This is a genomic window from Streptomyces sp. bgisy159 (genome assembly GCF_965341775.1).
Taxonomy (GTDB): domain Bacteria; phylum Actinomycetota; class Actinomycetes; order Streptomycetales; family Streptomycetaceae; genus Streptomyces.
In genome coordinates, this window is record NZ_CBDQZH010000003.1 from 310,471 (window position 1) to 332,668 (window position 22,198).

Sequence of the window (22,198 nt, forward strand, 5' to 3'; positions counted from 1 at the left end):
ATAAGGCCGCGAGGCCGCCGTGGAGAGGCGCACGGGGGCGCTTTGGCGCAGGTGAGACGAGGCTTACACGGCAAACGACGGTGCCCCGGCCGGAGGAACCGGCCGGGGCACCGCACGGACGCCTGAGGGTTACAGCCCGAGCTCGACCTCGAACTCGCCCGCCTCCAGGATCGCCTTGACCGCGCTCAGGTACCGCGCGGCGTCGGCGCCGTCCACCAGACGGTGGTCGTAGGACAGGGTCAGGTACGTCATGTCGCGGACGCCGATGACCGTGCCCTCCTCGGTCTCGATGACGGCCGGACGCTTGACCGTGGCACCGATGCCGAGAATCGCGACCTGGCCGGGCGGCACGATGATCGTGTCGAACAGCGCGCCGCGCGAACCGGTGTTGGAGATGGTGAAGGTCGCGCCGGACAGCTCGTCCGGAGTGATCTTGTTGGCGCGGACCTTGCCCGCCAGCTCCGCCGTGGCCTTGGCGATACCGGCGATGTTGAGGTCACCGGCGTTCTTGATGACCGGGGTCATCAGGCCCTTCTCGGAGTCCACCGCGATACCGACGTTCTCGGTGTCGAAGTAGGTGATGGTCCCCTCGGCCTCGTTGATCCGGGCGTTGATGACCGGGTGGGCCTTCAGCGCCTGGGCCGCCGCCTTCACGAAGAACGGCATCGGGGAGAGCTTGACGCCCTCGCGGGCGGCGAAGGAGTCCTTCGCCTGGGCGCGCAGACGCATCAGCCGGGTGACGTCGACCTCGACGACCGACGACAGCTGGGCCATCTCCTGCAGCGCCTTGACCATGTTGTCGCCGATGACCTTGCGGATGCGGGGCATCTTGACGGTCTGGCCGCGCAGCGGGGAGACCTCCAGGGCCGGGGCGGCCTTCTTGGCGGCGGGCGCCGCCGCGGCGGCCGGAGCCGGAGCGGGCGCCTTGGCGGCCTCGGCGGCGGCCATCACGTCCTGCTTGCGGATACGGCCGCCGACGCCGGTGCCCTTGACGGAGCCCAGGTCGACGCCGTGCTCGGAGGCGAGCTTGCGCACCAGCGGGGTGACGTAGGCGCCCTCGTCGCTCGGCTGCGCGGCGGGCGCGGCCGGAGCCGGGGTGACCGGAGCCGGAGCGGGCGCCGGAGCCGCGGGGGCGGCCGGGGCCGGAGCGGCGGCGGGAGCCGGGGCGGCGGGGGCGGCCGGAGCCGGGGCCGGAGCGGCGGGCGCGGCCGGAGCCGGGGCCGGGGCGGCCGGGGCCGCGGGGGCGGCGGCGGCCGGGGCCGCGGGGGCGGCGGCGGCCGGGGCGGCACCCGGGGCGCCGATGACGGCGAGCTTGGCGCCGACCTCGGCGGTCTCGTCCTCACCGACCACGATCTCCAGCAGCACACCGGCGGTGGGCGCGGGGATCTCGGTGTCGACCTTGTCGGTCGACACCTCCAGCAGCGGCTCGTCGGCCTCGACGCTGTCGCCGACCGACTTCAGCCAGCGGGTGACGGTGCCCTCGGTGACGGACTCGCCGAGCGCGGGCAGGACCACGTCCGTGCCCTCGGCGGAGCCGCCGCCGGCGGCGGCCTCGGCGGTGGGCGCCGGGGCGGGGGCGGCCTGCTCGGCGGACGGCTGGGCGGCCTGGGCCGGCTCGGGGGCCGGCGGGGCGACCTCCTCGGCGGCCGGGGCCGGGGCCGCCGCCGGGGCGCCGGTGCCGTCGTCGATCACGGCCAGCTCGGCGCCGACCTCGACGGTCTCGTCCTCGGCGACCTTGATGGAGGCCAGAACGCCGGCGGCGGGGGAGGGGATCTCGGTGTCGACCTTGTCGGTCGACACCTCCAGCAGCGGCTCGTCGGCCTCGACGCGCTCGCCCTCGGCCTTCAGCCAGCGGGTGACAGTGCCCTCGGTGACGCTCTCACCGAGCGCCGGAAGGGTTACGGAAACCGCCATGGTTTCGGTTGCTCCTAACGAATTACGGAAGTCTGGGTCGTCGCGTTCGACGGATGTCGACCGAGGGTCGGTCAGTCGTGCGAGTGCAGCGGCTTGCCCGCCAGGGCCAGGTGGGCCTCGCCGAGCGCCTCGTTCTGCGTCGGGTGGGCGTGGACGAGCTGGGCGACCTCGGCCGGCAGCGCCTCCCAGTTGTAGATCAGCTGGGCCTCGCCGACCTGCTCGCCCATGCGGTCGCCGACCATGTGGACGCCGACGACGGCACCGTCCTTGACCTGGACGAGCTTGATCTCGCCCGCGGTCTTGAGGATCTTGCTCTTTCCGTTGCCCGCCAGGTTGTACTTCAGGGCGACGACCTTGTCCGCGCCGTAGATCTCCTTGGCCTTGGCCTCGGTGATGCCGACGGAGGCGACCTCCGGGTGGCAGTACGTCACCCGCGGGACACCGTCGTAGTCGATCGGGACGACCTTCAGACCGGCCAGCCGCTCCGCCACCAGGATGCCCTCGGCGAAGCCGACGTGCGCGAGCTGGAGCGTGGGCACCAGGTCACCGACGGCGGAGATCGTCGGGACGTTCGTCCGCATGTACTCGTCGACCAGGACGTAGCCGCGGTCCATGGCGACCCCGGCCTCCTCGTAGCCCAGGCCCTGCGAGACCGGGCCGCGGCCGACGGCCACCAGCAGCACCTCGGCCTCGAACTCCTTGCCGTCGGCGAGGGTGACCTTGACGCCGTCGGCGGTGTACTCGGCCTTCTGGAAGAAGGTGCCCAGGTTGAACTTGATGCCGCGCTTGCGGAACGCGCGCTCAAGAAGCTTGGAGGAGTTCTCGTCCTCGACCGGGACGAGGTGCTTCAGGCCCTCGATGACCGTGACGTCGGCGCCGAAGGACTTCCACGCCGAGGCGAACTCGACGCCGATGACACCGCCGCCGAGGATGATCGCCGACTTCGGCACCCGGTCCAGGACCAGCGCGTGGTCGGAGGAGATGATCCGGTCGCCGTCGATCTCCAGACCCGGCAGCGACTTCGGCACGGAACCGGTGGCCAGGAGGATGTGGCGACCCTGGATCCGCTGCCCGTTCACATCGACGGAGGTCGGGGAGGACAGCCGGCCCTCACCCTCGATGTAGGTCACCTTGCGGGAGGCGACGAGACCCTGCAGACCCTTGTACAGGCCCGAGACGACCTCGTCCTTGTACTTGTGCACACCCGCGACGTCGATGCCCTCGAAGGTGGCCTTGACGCCGAACTGCTCGCTCTCGCGGGCCTGGTCGGCGATCTCGCCCGCGTGCAGCAGGGCCTTGGTGGGGATGCAACCCCGGTGCAGGCAGGTACCGCCGACCTTGTCCTTCTCGATCAGGGCGACGTCCAGGCCCAGCTGCGCCCCGCGCAGGGCCGCGGCGTAACCACCGCTACCACCGCCGAGGATCACTAGGTCGAAAACGGTGCTGGCGTCGTTCGCCACGTCACGTCCTCCATGCATGTGCGCCACCGGTCTGCAGTGACCGGCAGGCGGCTGGTGTCCGGCCGCTCGTTCTTCGGCCCTTAGGTGGGGCCCTGTCCTGCCGAGCCCCATCTTCGCACTAGTCGCCGCGGTACGAGACGCCGGGCCGGGGTGTGAGACACCCCACGCCCGCCCACGCAAGGGGGCGCGGGAGCCGTGCGACAAGCCCCCGCGCCCCGAATCCGCCGTGCGGCGGACGAGCCCGCCGCGGCGGGCGGCCGTCAGCCGAGCTCGCCCGCGGCGGTCAGCTCGGCCAGCCGCACCAGCGTGCGCACCGCCGACCCGGTCCCGCCCTTCGGCGTGTACCCGAAGGGACCGCCCTCGTTGAAGGCCGGCCCCGCGATGTCCAGGTGCGCCCAGGTGATGCCCTCGCCCACGAACTCCTTCAGGAAGAGGCCGGCGACCAGGCCGCCGCCCATCCGCTCACCCATGTTCGCGATGTCGGCGACCTGCGAGTCCATGCCCTTGCGCAGGTGCTCCGGCAGCGGCATCGGCCACGCCGGCTCGCCGACCTCCTCGGCGGCCTCGACCACGGTGGAGCGGAACGCCTCGTCGTTCGCCATGACGCCGAACGTGCGCGAGCCCAGCGCCAGCATCATCGCGCCGGTCAGGGTGGCCACGTCCACGATCGCGTCCGGGTTCTCCTGCGACGCCGCCCACAGCGCGTCGGCCAGCACCAGCCGGCCCTCCGCGTCCGTGTTCAGCACCTCCACGGTCTTGCCGCTGTACATGCGCAGCACGTCGCCCGGGCGGACGGCGGAGCCGGACGGCATGTTCTCCGCCAGCGCCAGCCAGCCGGTCACGTTGACCTGGAGGCCGAGCCGCGCGGCGGCGACGACCGCGGCGAACACGGCGGCCGCGCCGCTCATGTCGCACTTCATCGTCTCGTTGTGGCCGGCCGGCTTCAGCGAGATGCCGCCCGAGTCGTAGGTGATGCCCTTGCCGACGAACGCGAGGTGCTTGTCCGCCTTCGGGTGGCTGTAGGACAGCTTCACCAGGCGCGGTGCTGCGGCGGAGCCCCCGCCGACGCCCAGGATGCCGCCGTAGCCGCCCTTGGTCAGCGCCTTCTCGTCGAGCACCTGCACCTTGATGCCGTGGTCCTTGGCGGCCGTCTGCGCCAGCGCGGCGAACGCGGCCGGGTCGAGGTCGTTCGGCGGGGTGTTGACCAGGTCGCGGGCCCGGTTCAGCTCCTCGACGACGGCCGTGGCGCGGGCGAGCGCGGCCTTGTGGGCGGCGTCGCGCGGCTTGCCGCCGAGCAGGGCGGCCTCGGCGAGCGGCGCCTTGCCGTTCTTGGCCTTGGCGGCGCCGGCGCCCTTGCGGTTCGACTCCTTGTAGGTGTCGAAGGAGTACGCGCCGAGCAGGATGCCCTCGGCGACGGCCCCGAGATCGCCGGCGTCGGCCAGCGGCAGGGCGAAGGCGGCCTTCTTGGTCCCGGCGAGCGCGCGGGCGGCCGCACCGGCGGCCCGGCGCAGGGCCTCGGCGTCGTAACCCGCGTCCTTCTCGGGCTCACCGCCCAGCCCCACCGCCACCACGAGGGGCGCCTTGAAGCCCGCGGGCGCGGGCAGCTTCGTCACCTCGCCCTCGGCGCCGGACGCGCCGAGGGTGTCCAGAAGGCCGGCGAGCCGCCCGTCGTAGGCCTGGTCCAGGGCCTCGGCGCCCGGGGCGACGACCAGGTCGCCGGACCCGGACGCGGAGCCCTTGGCGACACCGATCACGATCGCGTCGGCCCGCAGGCCGGGCGCCGCGGCGGTGCTGAGAGTGAGAGCAGTCACGGTGGTGAAATCTCGCTTCCGATGTGGAGTTTCTGTGGTCGAGCGGAGTGGGTCGACCGGCCCGACAGCCGACCTTAGAGCGGGGTCGCGGGCGCGATCGCACGGGGGCCGTCCCGGCGGCGCGGCGAACCGGCCGGGCGGACCCGGGGATGAGCCTACGCGTGCGCGCGCGTTCGCTCATTCCTGCGAGCGTTCACCTGTGGGTGGTGTCGTGGCCATTTCTCGACCCTTCCAATCCATGACCTGGGTCACACTCGTCGCGTCCGGTGCGGCGATCCGCCCACCGTTTCGCGTGAATTCCACGGATCTGCCGCGAGAGGCGCACAAACGGACCCGCGCGGATCCACTTGCTGGGGGAGGACGAACCATGACGCAGCGCACGCTCGGCCGGAACAGATGGCGAAGTGCCGCCGCACTGGCGGCGGCGACCGGGATGCTGACCGCGGTGGGGGCGGGGGCGCCGACGGCGGCCGCGGCGACCACCCCGCGCGTCGACCTGAAGGTGCTGGTCGTCGACAACGGCGACAGCCCCGTCGAGGCGATCACCGCACAGCTGAGGAACACGGGCGTTCCGTACACCACCGTGGACCTGAACGACCCGGACCGGCCGACCGTCGACGCAGGCTTCCTCAGCGACACGGCGGGCGGCACCCCGCGGGCCAGGTTCCAGGGCGTGGTGCTGCCGAACGAGGCCCCGTTCGGCGCCGGTTCGGCCGAGCAGACCGCGCTGGAGGACTACGAGCGGACCTACGGCATCCCGCAGGTGGACGCCTACACCTGGGCCCACCCGGAGGTCGGCCTGGACTACGCCTCCTACACCGGCCCGCTGGACGGCCGCCCGGCGGCCGTCACCGCGGCCGGGCGCGGCGGCTGGTTCGGCTACCTCGACGGAGCGTTCACCCTGGAGGACAACGCCCCGGACGTGTCGGAGAGCTACGGCTACCTGGGCGCGCCCCGGGAGGGCTTCACCAGCTACGTCGACGTGTCCGTCGGCGACACGACCGGCAGCCTGGTCGGCGAGTACGCCCATGACGGGCGCCGCGAGCTGGTGGTCACCTTCGCCTACAACCAGTACCAGCAGCAGTTCCGGCTGCTGGCCCGCGGCATCGTCGAGTGGCTCACCGAGGGCGTCCACCTCGGCCAGCTCCGCAACTACTTCGCCGTCCACGTCGACGACGTCTTCGCGCCCGACGCCCGCTGGGACACCGAACGCAACTGCACCCCGGGTGACCTCGACTGCGTCGGCGGCGACGGCCCGGGCACCGTGCCGATCCGGATGACCGCGGCCGACGCGGCGTACGCCGCCCAGTGGCAGACCCAGCACGGGTTCACCCTGGACATGGTCTACAACGCCGGCGCCGGCGAGGAGTGGAAGACCGAGAACGGCGGCGGCACCGACGCCCTGACCGACCGGCTGCTCGCCGACCGGGCCCGCTACCGGTGGATCAACCACACCTACACCCACCCTTTCCTCGGCTGCGTCCAGGACACCTCCACCGTCCCGTGGACCTGCGCGAAGAACGCCGACGGCAGCATCCGGTGGGTGAGCCGCTCCGAGATCTCCGCCGAGATCCGCGACAACTACTACTGGGCCGTGAACAAGGGGCTCCCGCTCGACCGCACCGAACTGGTCACCGGAGAGCACTCCGGCCTGCGCACCCTGCCCCAGCAGCCCGTCGACAACCCGAACCTGGCCGGCGCGCTCGCCGACAACGGCATCCGCTGGACCGGCTCGGACAACTCGCGCGAGCCCGAACAGCGCGCCGTGGGCCTCGCGTCGACCGTGCCGCGCCATCCCATGAACGTCTACTACAACGTCGGCACCAAGGCCGAGATGGCCGACGAGTACAACTGGGTGTACACCACCCGGGCCGACGGCGGCAGCGGCATCTGCGAGGACAGCCCCCTGTCCACCTGCATCACCCCGCTGGACACCGCCACCGGCTACGACGACTACATCGTCCCCATGGAGGCCCGCACCGCCCTCGGCCACGCCCTGTCGGGTGACCCGCGCCCGCACTACGTCCACCAGTCGAACCTGGCCGAGGAGCGGATCCTGTACCCGGTGCTGGAACGGGTGCTCGCCGGCTACCGGGCGTTGTTCGCGGACAACACCCCGCTGCAGAACGCCCGGCAGTCCGCCATCGGCACCGAGCTGAAGAACCGCGCCGACTGGCAGGCCGCCGTCGCCGCGGGCGAGGTCACCGCGTACCGGGTCGGCGACACCGTCACGGTGACGGCCCCGTCCGGCACCGAGATCCCGCTCACCGCCCCGGAGGGCACTCGCCGGCAACTCCTGCTCGGCACCACCGTCTTCGGCACCCCGTACGCGGGAGCCCGCTCCGACTGGACCCAGCCGGCGGCGCTCCAGACGGCCGTCGTCCTGAAGCTGCCGTAGACACCGACGCCCTCAGGGGCGCGGGGAACTGCGCGACCGGCCGAATCGAGACCGCACCCGGCCTCCGGCGCGCAGTTCCCCCAGGACAACATCCGCATACAGGGGGGAAGCCAGCGCAGCGATGCCGCGAACCGGCCGTCACGTCACCATGCTCACCGAAGGCACCTATCCGCACGTCCACGGCGGGGTCAGCACCTGGTGCGACCAACTCGTCAAGGGCATGCCGGAGGTGGACTTCCACATCCTCTCGCTCACCGGCACCGGCCGCGAACCCGTGACCTGGGAGCTGCCGCCCAACGTCTACCGTCACACCACCCTGCCGACCTGGGGCCCGCGCCCCGGCCGCGCGCGAGCACCCGTCGGCCGGGCCCGCCGCCGCTTCGCCGACTCCTACGAGCGCCTCCTGCTCTCCTTCCTCGACCCCGAGGCCCGTTGCGACTTCGGCTCCGCCCTGTACGAGCTGGCCGAACTCGCCCGGGACGGCCGGCTGCCGGCGGCGCTGCGCACCGAGACCGCGCTGCGCTCCCTGATGTGGATATGGACGATGCCGCATCTGCCGACCGCCGCCGCCCGGCCCACCGTGCACGACGCGCTCACCGCCACCGACCTGCTGGAACACGCCCTGCGCCCGCTGGCCGCACGGATGCCCGAGGACTGCGTCGCGCACGCCGTCAGCAGCGGCCTGGCCACCCTCCCGGCGCTCGCCGCCCGCCACTTCGAGGGCGTGCCCTTCCTCCTCACCGAGCACGGCATCTACCTGCGCGAGCGCTATCTCGGCTACCGGCGCGACGCCCAGCGCTGGCCGGTCAAGGCGTTCATGCTCGCCTTCTACCGCGCGCTGAACTCCCACGGCTACCGCACCGCCGACCTGATCACCCCGTGCAACCGGTACAACCGCCGCTGGGAGGAGCGCGGCGGCGCCGCCCCGGACCGTATCCGCACGGTCTACAACGGCGTCGACCCCGCCGCCTTCCCGCACGCCGGACCGGAACCCGACGTGCCCACCCTCACCTGGTGCGGGCGCGTCGACCCCATCAAGGACCTGGAGACGCTGATCCACGCCTACGCCACGGTCCGCGCCGAGCTGCCCGAGACCCGGCTGCGCCTGTTCGGGCCGGTCCCGCCCGGCGGGCAGGCGTACCGGACGAGACTGGAGAAGCTCGCCGCCGAACTCGGCGTCACCGACGGCCTCAGCTTCGAGGGCCGCGTCACCGAGGTGTGGCGTGCCTACGCGGCCGGCCACGTCGTCATGCTGTCCTCGATCTCCGAGGGCTTCCCGTTCTCCCTGATCGAGGCCATGTCCTGCGGCCGTACGACCGTCTCCACCGACGTCGGCGGCGTACGCGAGGCCGTCGGTGACACCGGCCTGGTGGTGCCGCCGCGCGAGCCGGAGAAGATGGCCGCGGCGGCGCTGGCCCTCCTCAAGGACGACGAACGGCGGCTGCGCCTGGCCGAGCTGTCCCGGCAGCGGGTCATCGACCGGTTCACCCTGCGCCGCTGCGTGGAGAACTTCCGCACGGTCTACCAGGAACTCGCCGGGCTGCCCGAGATCTACCGGCCGGCCGTCGAGACGGTCGCCGACTGGACCGCCGAACTGCGCGACCCCTGGTACGCGGCCGTCGCGACGGACGGAACCGACTGGTGAGCCGCTCCCCGGGGCTGCTTCGGGGCGCCCGCCCCGTCGCCCTGCCCACGATCCCGCACCAGCGGGCCACGCCCCGCCGGGCCGCCCCCGACCCGATCGACGAACTGGCCGCGCAACTCGACGACTTCGTCGCCGCCGCCGTCCACCCCGACGAGATAGCCGCCCTGCTGGAGTCCGACGGCCTGTCCGACGACCAGATACGCGAGCGGTACGGCGTGCGGAACTCCTTCGCGCTCGCCGAGGAGCTCTACGCACGCGTCCCGCGCCGCCACCCCGGCCCCGACGGCCCGCCGGCCGACCCCTGGCGGGTGAGCCTGCTCGGCTGTCTGCTGCGCGGCCTGGTCTTCGCCCTCCCCGGCTTCGCCCACGTGCTCGGCGCCCCCCTGCTGGCCGGGCCCCGCGACGACCTCGGCCTGCCGGCCGGCACGGTCCCGCTCCTCGCGGGCGCGCTGTGCGGCTGGAGCTGGAACCAGGGACTGTCCCACCGGGCCTACACCTGGCTCGGCCTCGGCGACCGGGCCGCCGCCCGCCGCTGCCTCCTGGTCGGCGCCCCGGTGGGCGCCCTGCTCGGCTCGCTGGCCGCGCTCGCGGTGACCGGACCGGCCCACCCGGCCGCACTGGCCTTCGCCGCCGGCCAGTCCTGCTATCTCGGGGCCTCGACCGTCCTGCTGGTGCTGGGCCGCGAACGGATCCTGCTGGCCGCCCTGGCCCCGATGACGGGCGGCGCGCTGCTGTCCCTCGTCGAACCCGTTCCGTCGTCGCTGCGGCTCCTGCTCCTGGTGGTCTCACCGGGCGCCGTGACGGTCCTCGCGCTGCGCGAGGTCCGGCCGACGCTGCGGGAAATGGGCGAGCTGTTCGCACCGGGCCGCGCCGGCGGCGTGTCCCGGCTGCCGGTCGGCTCCCTGCCCTACGCGTTGTTCGGGCTGGCCAGCGGGGCCCTGGTGCTGTACGCGGCGCTCGGCGACGTGCTCGCGGGACAGGCGCACAGCGCGCCGGCCGCGCCCGCCGCCGTGGCGCTCACCCTCAGCATGGGCCCCGCCGAGTGGCTGCTGCACCGCTTCCGCAGCGGCAGCCTGGCCGGGCTGCGCGCGGCCGGCACCGCGCGCGCCTTCCGGCGTGCGACGGCCCGTACGGTGACGCTGTGCCTGGCCGGGTACCTGCTGGTCCTGCTCGCCCTGGGGGTGCTCGCCGCGCTGCTGTGGCCGCACGCGCCCGAGCCGACCGGCATGCGGCTGGCCGGACTGCTGCTGCTCGGCGTGGTGCTGTGGACGGGCCTGCTGCTGCAGTCCTTCGGCGCGGTGCTCGGTGCCGCCGTGGTCTGCTCGCTGGCCGCCCTCGCCCAGACGGGAGCCCTGCTGCACCACCTGCCCGCACACCCGGTCGCCGTGGCCGTGTACGCGGCGGCGGCCACCGCCCAGGCCGTCCTGGCCGGTGCCCTGCTCGGAAGGGCGACCGCCCACCGATGAGCACCCTGCTGGTCCCGTACTACGAGCACCCGGCCGTCCGGCCCGCCGAGTGGGCGGCGGTCCTCGCCGCCGCCCCCCGGTTGTACGGCGTCGTCCTCAACCCGGCGAGCGGCCCCGGCACGGTCCCCGACCCGGCGTTCGCCGAGGTCGCGGCCCGGCTGCGGGCGGCGGACGTCCGGGTGCTGGGCTACACCGACACCGCCTACGGGCGGCGCCCGCCCGCCGAGGTCGCGGACGACCTCGCCCGCCACCGGGCCTGGTACGCCACCGACGGGGTGTTCCTCGACCAGGTCGCCTCGGGGCCCGGCGACCTGCCGTACTACCGCGGTCTCGCGCACGCCGTCCGGGCGGCCGGCTGCCGCTCCCTCACCCTCAACCCCGGCACCCCGCCCCACCCCGGCTACGCCCGCGTCGCCGACGTCCTGGTCACCTTCGAGGACCCCTGGGCGGCGTACCGCACACGGCGGCCCCCGGCCCCCGCGGTGGCCGCCGTGCAGTGCCACCTCGTCCACGGCGTCCCGGCCGGCGCCGACTGCGCGGGCCTCGCGCGTTCCCTCGGGGCCGGACTGCACTGTGCGGTGCCGGGGACGGGAGATCATCCTTGGGGTACGTTGCCGCACACCCTGGAGCCGGTCCGTTGAGACACCCGATACTGCTCACCACTCTGCTCGCGCTGCTGCTGGCGGGCTGCACCACGACCCCGCGGGACGACGAAGCGGACCCGCGGCCCACGGCCGGGCGCTGGGTGCCGCACCCCGGCATCGGCTGGCAGTGGCAGCTCAGGGACCGTCTGGACACCTCCGTCGACGTCCCGGTCTACGACATCGACGGCTTCGACAACCCGAAGGCGACCGTCGACGCCCTGCACGCCGACGGCCGCAAGGTCATCTGCTACCTGTCCACCGGTGCCTGGGAGGACTGGCGGCCGGACGCCGACGCGTTCCCCGAGGCCGTCGTGGGCCGCAGCAACGGCTGGCCCGGCGAGCGCTGGTTCGACATCCGCCGCACCGACGTCCTGGAACCGCTGATGGCCGAGCGGCTCGACATGTGCCGCGACAAGGGGTTCGACGCGGTGGAACCGGACAACATGGACGGCCACCTCAACGACACCGGGTTCCCCCTGACCGCCGACGACCAGCTCCGCTACAACCGGCTGATCGCCCGCCTCGCCCACGACCGGGGCATGTCCGTCGGCCTGAAGAACGACCTGGACCAGATCCCCGAACTGGTCGGCGACTTCGACTTCGCGGTCAACGAGCAGTGCGCCCAGTACGGCGAGTGCGCGTCCCTGACCCCGTTCATCGAGGCCGGCAAGGCCGTCTTCCACGTCGAGTACGAGCTGCCCACCAGCCGCTTCTGCGCCGAGTCGCGCCGGCTGCGCCTCAGCTCCCTGCTGAAGAAGTACGAGCTGGGCGCCTGGCGCGAGGCCTGTTAGGGCCGCGCCGGGCCCCTGGCTAGGAGCCCAGCGACAGGACCACCAGCGCGGTCGTCGCCGCCGTCTCCGCCAGGCCGCCGAAGACGTCCCCGGTGACCCCGCCGAAGCGGCGCGTGCAGCGGCGCAGCAGCAGTTCGGAGGCGGCCAGCGCGGTGACGACCGCCAGCGCCGCGCGGATCGCGTCGTACGGTCCACCGGGCGCGCCCGCCGCGGCCGCCAGCGCGACACAGCCGGCCGCGACCCCCGCGGCGCCCGCCGTCGGCACCACACCCGCGACCGCCGCCCCCAGCCCCTCCGGCCGGGCGGCGGGCACCCCCGCCCGCGCGGCCAGGGTGAGCGCCAGCCGGGCCGCGACCGCGGAGACCACGGCCCCCAGCGCGCCCTGCGCCCAGGAGTCGGCGTAGAGCCCGGCCAGCGCGGCCACCTGGGCGAGCAGTACCAGCACCAGGGTGACCACCCCGAACGGCCCGATGTCCGACTGCTTCATGATCCGCAGCGCGTCCTCGGCGGGCTTGCCGCTGCCCAGCCCGTCCGCGGTGTCGGCGAGGCCGTCCAGGTGCAGCCCGCGGGTCAGCGCGGCGGGCACGGCGACGGACCCCACGGCGGCGAGGAGAGGACCCGCGCCCGACGCGAGCAGCAGCAGGCCGAGGCCCGCCGCGGCACCGCCGACGACCAGTCCGGCCAGTGGGGCGCTGAGCATGCCACCGCGCGCGGCCGGGCGGTCCCAGCGGTGGACGTGGACGGGCAGCACGGTGAGTGTGCCGAAGGCGAAGCGCAGGCCGTCCAAGGGGGAGGGGGTCGTCGGGGTGTCGGTCACCCGCGCAGGCTACCGGCCGCCATGGGCCGCACCTGAGGGGGCGGTGGCTGGGGAGGGACGACAGGCGAGGGCGGGGCCAGGGGAGGGCGGGGCCAGGGGAGGGGGTGACAGGGGAGGCGGGTGACAGGGAAGGCGGGGAGGAAGTGAGACAGCGACAAAAGAGATTAGAGTGCCTATATGGGACATTGGCTCTACCGGAACATCGTCGAGCCGGGCAAGCTGCCGCTGCTCCTCGCCCTCACGGCCTTCGTCCTGACCTTCCTCGTCACCCGCGTCATCACCCGGCTCATCCGCGCGGGCAAGGGCCCGTTCGGCAACGTGAAGGCCGGCGGTGTGCACATCCACCACGTCGTGCCCGGCGTCGTCCTCACCCTCGTGGGCGGCTTCGGCGCGGTGACCGGCGGCCGCGACGGCGTCGGGCCGGCGCTCAGCGCCGTCGTCTTCGGCATCGGCGCCGGACTCGTCCTCGACGAGTTCGCGCTGATCCTGCACCTCGACGACGTCTACTGGAGCGAGGAGGGCCGCAAGAGCGTCGAGGCCGTCGTGATGACGGCCGCCCTGGTCGGCCTGGTACTCGCGGGGTTCTCCCCGTTCGGCGTGAACGGACTCTCCGAGGACGAGCTGCAGAACCGGGGCGCGGCCATCGTCACCGTGATCACCAACTTCCTCTTCGCGCTCGTCGCCCTCGGCAAGGGCAAGACCCGGGTCGCGGTCTTCGGGGTGATCGTCCCGCTCGTCGCGCTGGTCGGCGCGGTCCGTCTGGCCCGCCCCAACTCGCTCTGGGCCCGCCGCTTCTATCCCCACCGCCCCCGCGCCCGCGCCCGGGCGACCCTGCGCGCCTACCGCCACGACCGCCGCTGGTCCCGCCCTCGCCGCGCCGTGGAGAACTGGCTCGGCGGTGCCCCCGACGCCCCACCACCGGCCCTGCCGGAGGCGACCGAACAGACCGAACACGGCACGGAGCCCGTGCCGCCCGGGGGTGGCGGCGAGGGGCGGTGAGCCGGCCGCCGGAGTCCGGGTGCGGCGGTGCCGGCGTTCCGGCGCCCGCGGCCGGGCCGCTCACGCCGGGTCCTGCCCCGCCAGGAACTCGGTTCCGTCGGCCGCTTCGGCCGCTTCGGTCTGCTTGCTCAGCCGGGCTGTCTCGGCCTGTTCGGCTGCTTCAGCCGACTCGGCTCATGCGGTCCGCTCGCGCTGCTCGGCCTGTTCGGTCGCTTCGGTCTCCGCGCCCTGCTCGGCCTGTCCGTCCCGCTCGCCCCGCTCGCCCTGCCCGTCCTTCTCCGCATCGGCCGGACCGCCGGAAGGTGTCCCGTCCCGCTCAGGGAGTTCGGCGGCCAGCGCGGCGGCCGCCTGCACCAGCGGCAGCGCCGACAGGGCGCCCGCGCCCTCGCCGACCCGCACCCCCTGGTCGAGCAGCGGCTCCAGCGCCATCCGGTCCAGCGCCTTGGCCTGCCCCGGCTCCCCGGAGGCGTGCCCGGCCAGCCACCAGTCGGGCGCCCGGAAGGCGATCCGCTGCCCGACCAGCGCACAGGCCGCCGCCACCACACCGTCCAGCACGACCGGCACCTTGCGCACCGCGCACTGCAGCAGGAACCCGGTCATCGCGGTGAGGTCCGCGCCGCCCACGGTCGCCAGCAGCTGCAACTGGTCCCCGAGCACCGGCCGGGCCCGCCGCAACGCGTCCCGGATCGCGGCACACTTGCGCATCCACGCCAGGTCGTCGATCGCCAGCCCGCCCCGCCCGGTCACCACGGACGCGTCGGTCCCGCACAGCGCCGCCACCAGGACCCCGGCCGCCGTGGTGCCGCCGACGCTCACGTCGCCGAGGACCACCAGATCCGTACCGGAGTCGGCCTCCTCGTCGGCCACCGCCATGCCCGCCCGGAAGGCCGCCTCGGCCTCCTCGGGGGTCAGCGCGTCCTCGACGTCGATCCGCCCGCTGCCCCGCCGTACCCGGTGGCGCACCACGTCCTGCGGGAACGCGTCCGGCTCGCAGTCCAGCGCCATGTCCACCACCCGCACGGGCACCCCGAGCCGGCGCGCCAGCACCGCGGCCGGACGAGCCCCCTCCAGGACCTCCCGCACCAGGTCCGCGGCGCTGCCCGCGGGCCGCGCCGAGACGTCGAGCTCGGCGACGCCGTGGTCGCCGGCGAACAGGACGAGACGCGGGCGCTCGATGGGCCGTACCGGCACCCGGCCCTGCGCTGCCGCCAGCCACTCACCCAGGTCGTCCAGACGCCCCAGCGACCCGGGCGGCACGATCTGACGTTCCCGGCGTGCCTCCGCGTCGCGGCGCACCCCGCCGTCGGGGCGCTCGATGAGATCGGTGAAGTCGTCGAGATTAAGCGAGCTCATTCGCCGAACAGTACCGGCACCGATCGAACGGATCCGCGCCGCGATCGCCACCACACTCCCGCCGCGTCTTTGCACCCGGGATCGCGATCCCATACGTTCCGTTTTGCCATGGAATGTCGTACGACATGACCCGTCAGGTATCGCACCGGGAGCCACCGTCCATGCCCCCACGCCCGCCCCGCACCCCACGCCCCCCTCGGCCCATCCACGAACCCCGCCGCGACGACTGCCCCTGGTGCGGCTCCACCCGGCTGCGCACCCGGCTGCGCACCCCCGACCTGCGCCACCGGCACCGCCCGGGCACCTTCACCCTGGACGAGTGCCGGGACTGCGCACACGCCTTCCAGAACCCGCGCCTGACCCCGGAGGGCCTGGCCCTCTACCCGGCCGACCCGGTCACCGCCGCCGACCGCAGACGGCTGCGCGCCACCGCCCGGACGATGCTGGCGTTCCCCGAGCCGGAGAGCTGGCTGGACGTGGGGACGGGCGACGCGCGCTTCCCGGAGACGGCGCGGGAGCTGTTCACCTACACGGCGTTCGACGGCCTCGACCCCACGGCGCGGGTGCGGCGGGCCCGCGCGGCCGGCCGGGTGGAGGAGGCCCACGTGGGCAGTCTCGCGGCGCCCGAGCTGACGTCCCGGCTGCGCGCCCGCTACGACGTCGTCAGCATGCTGCACCACCTGCAGCACACCAGCGATCCCCGCGCCGAACTCCGGGCCGCCGTCACGGCCCTGCGCCCGGGCGGCCACCTGCTGGTGGAGCTCCCGGACCCGTCCAGCGCCTCCGCGTCGCTGCTGGGCAAGTGGTGGCCCGCCTACGACCAGCCGCGCCACCTGCACCTGATCCCGCCCGCCAACCTCCGCGCCGAACTGGAGGCGCAGGGCTGCGCCGTCGTCTCGACGGACAGCAGCGCCCCGCACCTGCCGCGCGACCTCGCGGCAGCCGTACGCGTGCGCCTGTCCCGCACCCGGATGCGGGCCGTCGCCCGGCCGGCATCCGCCCTGACCCTGTTCCTGGACCTGGCCCTGTCCCCGGTCCTGCGGCACACGCCCTTCTCCAACACGTACCGCCTGATCGCCCGGAAGACGGGCGGCGGCTGAGACGGTCCAGCGCCAGCGCCAGCGCCAGCGCCAGCGGCAGCGGCGGCATACGGCGTGCACGGCGGCCCGGCCGCGGTGGTGTCCCCCGCGGGCCACAGGGCCGACGTGGGCGTGTCTCCGCCGGCCACAGGCCCGGTGCGGTCGTGCCCCCGCCGGCCGGCCACAGGCCCGGCCCCGGTGCCGACCGCCCCTGGCCCCTACCCCCGCAACACCACCGCCTGCCCCGCCACGACCAGCAGAACCTCCTCGCACTCGGCCGCCACCGCCGCGTTCAGCCGCCCCAGCTCGTCCCGGTACCGCCGCCCGGACGCGGTGGCCGGCACGATGCCCGAGCCCACCTCGTTGGAGACCAGCACCACCGTCCGCCGGGTCCCGCGCACCGCCGCCGCGAGCTCCGCCACCCGCTTGCGCAGCTCCCGCTCACCCCCGTCCGCCCACAGCGCGTCGTCCCACGCCCCGACGGCGTCCATCGCGTCCGTCAGCCACAGCGACAGACAGTCGATCAGCACCGGCGCCCCGCTCCCCCCGAGCACCGGCACCAGATCGCAGGTCTCCGCCGTCCGCCACGACCCCGGCCGCCGCTCCCGGTGCGCGGCCACCCGGTCCGCCCACTCGGCGTCCCCGCCGCGCGCGCCCCCGGTCGCCACGTAGAGCACGTCGGGGAAGGACTCCAGCCGCCGCTCGGCCTCCACCGACTTGCCCGAGCGCGCCCCGCCCAGCACCAGCGTCCGGCGCGGCACGTCGGGCACCTCGTCGTAACCGCCCACGGCGAGCGTCTCGCCGTCCGGGACGGCCCGCGCCCCGGCCGCGGCCAGCCGCCGCCGCAACTCCGGCCCCGGCGGCACGTCATGGTCCAGGTGGACGGCGACCACGTCCGTCGTGGGGCCCACCGCGCCCACCGCCCGAAGCTTCGCCAGCGCGTCCGGCCGCCCCACCACGTCCACGAGCACCAGGTCGTACCCCTCGGAGGCCCCCGGCCCCCGCTCCAGCCCGGCCGGCGCGCTCCCCGGCGGCAGATAGAGCAGCTGCTGCCCGTCCGGCCCGCTCACCGCGTACCCGGTGCCGCCCGCGTCCATCGCCACGGCCCGCACCCGGTGCCCCGTCAGCAGCGTCAACTCCCGCCCGTCGGGCACCCGGACCGGCTGCGGCAGCCCGGCCGGCACCTCCACCGCCGGACCGTCGTGCGGGTGCGACAGCAGCACCTGCCGCACCCCGCTCAGCGAATGCCCGGCCCGGGCGGCCGCGAACGCCGCCCCCGGCGTGAGGTCCAGCAGGAGGGAGCCGTCGACGAGCAGCGCGGTGGCGGCCCGGGCGTCCTCGCCCAGCGAGCCGGCGCACGCCGCGCAGGGGCAGTCGGGGCGGGGCAGGCCCGCGGGAGCACCGGTACCGAGCAGAGTCACGTCCACACACCGATTTTCGCGTGTCCCCGCAGGTCTTGCGCATCCGGCTAGGCTGCCAGCAGGAGCCGGACCAAGATCCGGCCCCTGCTCCGCACGGGTTCACACCAGGGAGGCGTACATGGCGGCATGGACGTGGCGGTTCGAGAAGGCCGACGGGGCGGAGGTCGCGCCCGCGGTGGAGCCGGAGGAGTTCACCACCCAGGGTGACGCCGAGTCATGGATCGGCGAGCACTGGAAGGAACTGGCGGCCGGCGGCGCGGACCAGGTGAGGCTCTTCGAGGACGGCACCGAGATCTACGGCCCGATGAGCCTCCACCCCGAGGACTCCTGACCTGACGTCAGGCGGGCGGGGGCCGCACACCGGCCCTCGCCGCGTCCGGCGTACGGGGCGCCTTCGCCCCCAGGATGTCGTCGCCCCCCAGGACGTCGTCGAGCGCGGGCGTCACTGGGCGCCCAGCGTCACCTCGACCGTGCGCCGCTCCCCGTTGCGCGTGAAGGTCACCGTGGTGCGCTGTCCGGGCCGGTCCGCGGCCAGCGCCTCCGCCAGGGAGGTGACCGTGGTGACGCGGGTGTCGCCCAGCCCGACGATGATGTCCCCGGGCCTCAGTCCCGCCTTGTTGGCAGCGCCCCCCTCCACCACGTCCACCACCGCGGCCCCGGCCGCCCGGTACTCGTCGTCGACGACCGTGCGCGCCGTGATGCCGAGCGCAGCCCGGCCCGAGTCGGTGACCCTGCCGTCCTCGATGATCTGGTCGGCGACCGTCCGCACCATCGAAGACGGGATCGCGAACCCGATGCCCGGCGCCGCACTGCCGCCGAACCCCGGGTCGACGGCGGCCAGCGTCGGGATGCCGATGACCTTCCCGGCCAGGTCGACCAGCGCACCCCCGCTGTTGCCGGGGTTGATCGCGGCGGACGTCTGCACCATGTTCGCGATGGTCGCGCCGGTGCCACCGTCCCCGCCGCTCTCGCTGACGGTCCGCCCGGTCGCCGAGACGATGCCCTGCGTCACGCTCGACGACAGCCCGAGCGGCGACCCCATGGCGAGCACGATCTGCCCGACCTCCACCTTCGAGGAGTCCCCGAAGGAGGCCGCCCGCAGCCGGTCCGGCACCTCGTCCAGCTCGATGACGGCCAGGTCCTGCTGGGGGTACGAGTAGACGAGCGTCGCGGGCAGCGGATCCTCGCTGCCCGCCGTCGTCACCCGGAAGGTCTTCTCCTCGCCGACCACGTGCGCGTTGGTGACGATGTGCCCCTCGTCGTCGTACACGACCCCCGAGCCCACGGCCCGGCCGGCCCGGATCTGCACCACCGACGGCAGGACGTCCTCGATCACCTTCTGGTACGCGTCCTCCAGATCGCCGTCCGCCCTGGCGACGGGCGCGGCGGCCGGCGCGGTGGTCGCCGCGGCATCGCCGTCCCGGTCACCGGAGCCGCCGCCGGAACAGCCCGACAGCGGGGCCAGGCAGCACAGGAGCGCGGCGACGGCCGCGGCCGTCCGGGCGACGCGGGCAGGGGAGGCGTCCATGCCCCGAGTCTCGTGTCGGAGCGGTGATCCCGCCCCCGCTGTTCCCCCGACAGGGGGTCGCCGGCCGGTGACCCGACGGGGTCAGCCCCGCACACCGCACAGGTGCAGCAGCGCCGCCACCGCGCGGTACGGGTCCGTCCGGCCCGCCCGCTCCTCGACGGCCAGCAGCGTCTCCACATCGGCCGGGAGGTCCGCCCCGTCGGCCGCCGTGTCGGTGAAGACCCGCACCCCGTACCAGGTGGCCAGCGGCGCCCCGATCCCCGCGAGGGTGCCGGTCAGCGTGGCCAGCCGGTCCGCGCGCACGTCCAGGCCCAGCCGGTTGCGGTAGCTGACGGTGTCGAAACCGTCCAGGGCGCCCGCCCAGTCGCCCGACAGACCCGGCCGCATGGCCAGCGCGTCGCCGTTGCGCACCAGCAGCGACAGCAGACCGCCGTGCGCGAGCATCCGGGCCAGCCCCGCCAGCAGGGCGTCCGGCTCCTCGATGTACATCAGCACACCGTGACAGAGGACCACGTCGAAGCTGCCGGGCAGGAAGTGCACCCCCGTGTCCCGGCCGTCGCCCTCGATGATCCGCATCCGCTCCCGGATGCCCTCCGGCTCCCGGGCCAGCGCCTCGCGGGCCGCGGCGACCATCGCCGCGTCCTGCTCCAGGCCGGTCACCGAGTGACCGAGGCGCGCCAGCCGCAGCGCCTGCGTGCCCTGTCCCATCCCCACGTCGAGCACCCGCAGGCGCTGCCCGACCGGGAACCGCGCCGTGATCTGCTCGTCGAGCTGCCGGGCCACCAGCTCCTGCCGTACGACATCGCGCAGCCCGCCGATCCTGCTCAGCCAGGCCTTGGCCGCACCCCCGGAGAAGGAACTCGTGCTCAGGGCCGCTCTCCGCGCTTGACCTGAGGCTTGGGCAGCCGGAGCCGGCGCATCTGGAGGGAGCGCATCAGCGCGTACGCCACCGCGCCGCGCCGGTTCTCGTCGGGGAAGCGCTCCTGCAGCCGCTTGCGCAGGCGGATCCCGCTGAGGATCGAGTCGAGCACGATCAGCACGATCACCACGAGCCACAGCAGCAGCGCGAGCGCCTGCACCCGCTGGACCCGCACCAGCGTCAGCACCAGGATGACCACGGCCATCGGCAGGAAGAACTCCGCCACGTTGAACCGTGAGTCCACGAACTCACGCGCGAACTTGCGCACCGGACCCTTGTCCCGCGCGGGCAGGTACCGCTCGTCGCCGCCGGCCAGCGCCCGGCGCTGCTTCTCCATCTGGGCGCGGCGCTCGTCGCGCTGACGCCTGGCGGCCTCCTTGCGCGTCGTCGGCGTATTGGCCACGCTGCGACGCTGGGCCTGGGCCTCACTGCGCTTGGGCGTGGGCCGGCCCTTCGGGGCCTGCGGGTCACGGGGCTGACTGGAGTCGGTCACCAGCGCCTTGTCGGCGGCTTGGGCCTTCTCTTCCTTGGCACGGCTACGGAACACAAAACACAAGGGTAAGCGCTGACCGGGCATGGACCGTCGCCCGGCGGGGAACGATCCGGCAACACCGGACGTCGTAAGGGACAGAGCGGGCGATGCGGGATCCACCTACTCCTTACGCCGGAGAGGGCCGGTCCCCAGTCGTCCTCGGGGATGAGCGCATCATCCCGCGAACAGTGCGTCAATGGAGGCAGGGCCCGTACTGTGGGTTCTGTCGCAGCTGAGCTGGAGTCCGTCAGAAGGGGGCGCGCGAAGCCCATGAGCGGTGTCATGAAGCGTATGGGGATGATCTTCCGCGCGAAGGCGAACAAGGCCCTTGACCGGGCCGAGGACCCGCGCGAGACCCTCGACTACTCGTACCAGAAGCAACTGGAGCTGCTGCAGAAGGTGCGCCGCGGCGTCGCCGACGTGGCGACCAGCCGCAAGCGCCTGGAACTCCAGCTGAACCAGCTCCAGTCGCAGTCCTCCAAGCTGGAGGACCAGGGCCGCAAGGCGCTCGCCCTGGGCCGCGAGGACCTGGCCCGCGAGGCGCTGTCGCGCCGGGCCGCCCTCCAGCAGCAGGTCACGGACCTGGAGACGCAGCACGCGACGCTCCAGGGCGAGGAGGAGAAGCTCACCCTGGCGGCCCAGCGCCTGCAGGCCAAGGTGGACGCCTTCCGCACCAAGAAGGAGACCATCAAGGCCACCTACACCGCGGCCCAGGCCCAGACCCGCATCGGCGAGGCGTTCTCCGGCATCTCCGAGGAGATGGGCGACGTCGGCATGGCCATCCAGCGCGCCGAGGACAAGACCGCCCAGCTGCAGGCGCGGGCCGGCGCGATCGACGAACTCCTCGCCTCCGGTGCCCTCGACGACCAGTCCGGCATGCACAAGGACGACATCCAGGCCGAGCTGGACCGGCTCTCCGGTGGTACGGATGTAGAGCTGGAGCTGCAGCGCATGAAGGCGGAGCTGGCCGGGGGCACCTCGGACCGGCAGGCCATCGAGGGCGGCACCGGACAGCAGCAGCCCCAGCAGCAGCCGCAGGACACCCCGCGCTTCGACAAGCAGTGACCCGGCGCCGGGGCTCGGAGCCGAGGAGGCCGATGTGATCGTACGGATCATGGGCGAGGGCCAGGTCCGACTGGACGACTCCCACTTCGCCGAGCTCAACAAGCTGGACGACGAACTGCTCGCCGAGATGGAGGGCGGTGACGAGGCCGGTTTCCGGCGCACCTTCACCGCCCTCCTCGACGCCGTCCGCCGCCTCGGCACGCCCCTGCCGGACGACTGTCTGGAACCCTCCGAGCTCATCCTGCCGTCCCCGGACGCCACCCTGGACGACGTCCGGGAGTTGCTCAGTGACGACGGCCTGATCCCGGGCTGACCCCCGCCCGCCGGGCACGGACCGAGGCCCCGGGACCGGAGCC

The 22,198-nt window shown here is 74.0% G+C and carries 19 protein-coding genes; 10 read left to right on the forward strand and 9 right to left on the reverse strand.

Going from position 1 to position 22,198, the window contains the following annotated elements:
* Positions 1-129: 129 nt before the first annotated feature.
* The 3 genes from sucB to ACSLTV_RS05320 form a co-directional block, all read right to left on the reverse strand.
* Complete coding sequence (gene sucB, locus ACSLTV_RS05310; RefSeq protein ID WP_435611705.1) at positions 130-1,914, reverse strand: 2-oxoglutarate dehydrogenase, E2 component, dihydrolipoamide succinyltransferase; 1,785 nt, start codon at positions 1,912-1,914, stop codon at positions 130-132.
* A 71-nt stretch (positions 1,915-1,985) separates the two neighbouring features.
* Entirely contained in the window at positions 1,986-3,374 is a 1,389-nt protein-coding gene (gene lpdA / locus ACSLTV_RS05315; RefSeq protein ID WP_435611706.1) for a dihydrolipoyl dehydrogenase, read from the reverse strand.
* A gap of 260 nt (positions 3,375-3,634) precedes the next feature.
* Positions 3,635-5,185 (reverse strand): leucyl aminopeptidase, encoded by a 1,551-nt coding sequence (locus ACSLTV_RS05320; protein ID WP_432135636.1) that lies wholly within the window; start codon positions 5,183-5,185, stop codon positions 3,635-3,637.
* Between the two features lie 367 nt (positions 5,186-5,552).
* On the opposite strand from ACSLTV_RS05320, the gene ACSLTV_RS05325 reads away from it, so the two are divergent.
* The 5 genes from ACSLTV_RS05325 to ACSLTV_RS05345 all read left to right on the forward strand — a co-directional run bounded on the left by ACSLTV_RS05325 (position 5,553) and on the right by ACSLTV_RS05345 (position 12,129).
* Complete coding sequence (locus ACSLTV_RS05325) at positions 5,553-7,583, forward strand: hypothetical protein (RefSeq protein WP_435611707.1); 2,031 nt, start codon at positions 5,553-5,555, stop codon at positions 7,581-7,583.
* A gap of 121 nt (positions 7,584-7,704) precedes the next feature.
* The gene (gene pelF, locus ACSLTV_RS05330; RefSeq protein WP_432135634.1) at positions 7,705-9,228 is read left to right on the forward strand and encodes a GT4 family glycosyltransferase PelF; all 1,524 of its coding nucleotides are present in this window, start codon (positions 7,705-7,707) and stop codon (positions 9,226-9,228) included.
* The gene (locus ACSLTV_RS05335) at positions 9,225-10,694 is read left to right on the forward strand and encodes a hypothetical protein (protein WP_432135633.1); all 1,470 of its coding nucleotides are present in this window, start codon (positions 9,225-9,227) and stop codon (positions 10,692-10,694) included. The genes pelF and ACSLTV_RS05335 overlap by 4 nt, the downstream gene beginning before the upstream one ends.
* Positions 10,691-11,335 carry a spherulation-specific family 4 protein gene (locus ACSLTV_RS05340; RefSeq protein ID WP_435611708.1) on the forward strand — a complete coding sequence of 215 codons (645 nt, stop codon included), beginning with the start codon at positions 10,691-10,693 and terminating at the stop codon, positions 11,333-11,335. Before ACSLTV_RS05335 ends, ACSLTV_RS05340 begins: the two co-directional genes overlap by 4 nt.
* Positions 11,332-12,129 (forward strand): endo alpha-1,4 polygalactosaminidase, encoded by a 798-nt coding sequence (locus ACSLTV_RS05345; RefSeq protein WP_432135631.1) that lies wholly within the window; start codon positions 11,332-11,334, stop codon positions 12,127-12,129. The genes ACSLTV_RS05340 and ACSLTV_RS05345 overlap by 4 nt, the downstream gene beginning before the upstream one ends.
* 19 nt (positions 12,130-12,148) lie before the next feature.
* Here ACSLTV_RS05345 and ACSLTV_RS05350 read toward each other — a convergent pair whose 3' ends face one another.
* Complete coding sequence (locus ACSLTV_RS05350; RefSeq protein WP_432155752.1) at positions 12,149-12,946, reverse strand: adenosylcobinamide-GDP ribazoletransferase; 798 nt, start codon at positions 12,944-12,946, stop codon at positions 12,149-12,151.
* A gap of 177 nt (positions 12,947-13,123) precedes the next feature.
* Between ACSLTV_RS05350 and ACSLTV_RS05355 the strand changes: the two genes are divergently transcribed.
* Positions 13,124-13,945, forward strand: coding sequence for a hypothetical protein (locus ACSLTV_RS05355; RefSeq protein ID WP_432135629.1), 822 nt, complete (start codon positions 13,124-13,126; stop codon positions 13,943-13,945).
* A gap of 174 nt (positions 13,946-14,119) precedes the next feature.
* Here ACSLTV_RS05355 and cobT read toward each other — a convergent pair whose 3' ends face one another.
* The gene (cobT, locus tag ACSLTV_RS05360; protein WP_432155751.1) at positions 14,120-15,298 is read right to left on the reverse strand and encodes a nicotinate-nucleotide--dimethylbenzimidazole phosphoribosyltransferase; all 1,179 of its coding nucleotides are present in this window, start codon (positions 15,296-15,298) and stop codon (positions 14,120-14,122) included.
* A 161-nt stretch (positions 15,299-15,459) separates the two neighbouring features.
* Between cobT and ACSLTV_RS05365 the strand changes: the two genes are divergently transcribed.
* On the forward strand, positions 15,460-16,398 hold the full coding sequence (locus ACSLTV_RS05365; protein ID WP_432135627.1) for a class I SAM-dependent methyltransferase: 939 nt from the start codon (positions 15,460-15,462) through the stop codon (positions 16,396-16,398).
* A 197-nt stretch (positions 16,399-16,595) separates the two neighbouring features.
* On the opposite strand, the gene ACSLTV_RS05370 is transcribed toward ACSLTV_RS05365, so the two are convergent.
* A complete protein-coding gene (locus ACSLTV_RS05370; RefSeq protein ID WP_435611709.1) occupies positions 16,596-17,804 on the reverse strand; it encodes a bifunctional adenosylcobinamide kinase/adenosylcobinamide-phosphate guanylyltransferase in 1,209 nt (402 codons plus the stop codon).
* Positions 17,805-17,916: 112 nt separating this feature from the next.
* Here ACSLTV_RS05370 and ACSLTV_RS05375 point away from each other — a divergent pair, with 112 nt between their 5' ends.
* On the forward strand, positions 17,917-18,129 hold the full coding sequence (locus ACSLTV_RS05375; protein ID WP_432135625.1) for a hypothetical protein: 213 nt from the start codon (positions 17,917-17,919) through the stop codon (positions 18,127-18,129).
* 111 nt (positions 18,130-18,240) lie between these two features.
* Here the strand turns inward: ACSLTV_RS05375 and ACSLTV_RS05380 are convergent, their stop codons facing one another.
* From ACSLTV_RS05380 to ACSLTV_RS05390, 3 genes are all read right to left on the reverse strand, one after another.
* Positions 18,241-19,326: a S1C family serine protease gene (locus ACSLTV_RS05380; RefSeq protein WP_435611710.1), complete on the reverse strand. Its 1,086-nt coding sequence runs from the start codon at positions 19,324-19,326 to the stop codon at positions 18,241-18,243.
* Between the two features lie 81 nt (positions 19,327-19,407).
* Entirely contained in the window at positions 19,408-20,109 is a 702-nt protein-coding gene (locus ACSLTV_RS05385) for a methyltransferase domain-containing protein (protein ID WP_432135623.1), read from the reverse strand.
* A gap of 83 nt (positions 20,110-20,192) precedes the next feature.
* Positions 20,193-20,822: a DUF3043 domain-containing protein gene (locus ACSLTV_RS05390; protein ID WP_432135622.1), complete on the reverse strand. Its 630-nt coding sequence runs from the start codon at positions 20,820-20,822 to the stop codon at positions 20,193-20,195.
* A gap of 237 nt (positions 20,823-21,059) precedes the next feature.
* Between ACSLTV_RS05390 and ACSLTV_RS05395 the strand changes: the two genes are divergently transcribed.
* Both ACSLTV_RS05395 and pspAA read left to right on the forward strand, forming a co-directional pair.
* Complete coding sequence (locus ACSLTV_RS05395) at positions 21,060-21,842, forward strand: PspA/IM30 family protein (protein WP_432155748.1); 783 nt, start codon at positions 21,060-21,062, stop codon at positions 21,840-21,842.
* 34 nt (positions 21,843-21,876) lie between these two features.
* Positions 21,877-22,155, forward strand: a complete 279-nt coding sequence (gene pspAA, locus ACSLTV_RS05400; protein ID WP_432135621.1) for a PspA-associated protein PspAA — start codon at positions 21,877-21,879, stop codon at positions 22,153-22,155.
* The last annotated feature ends 43 nt before the right edge of the window (positions 22,156-22,198 follow it).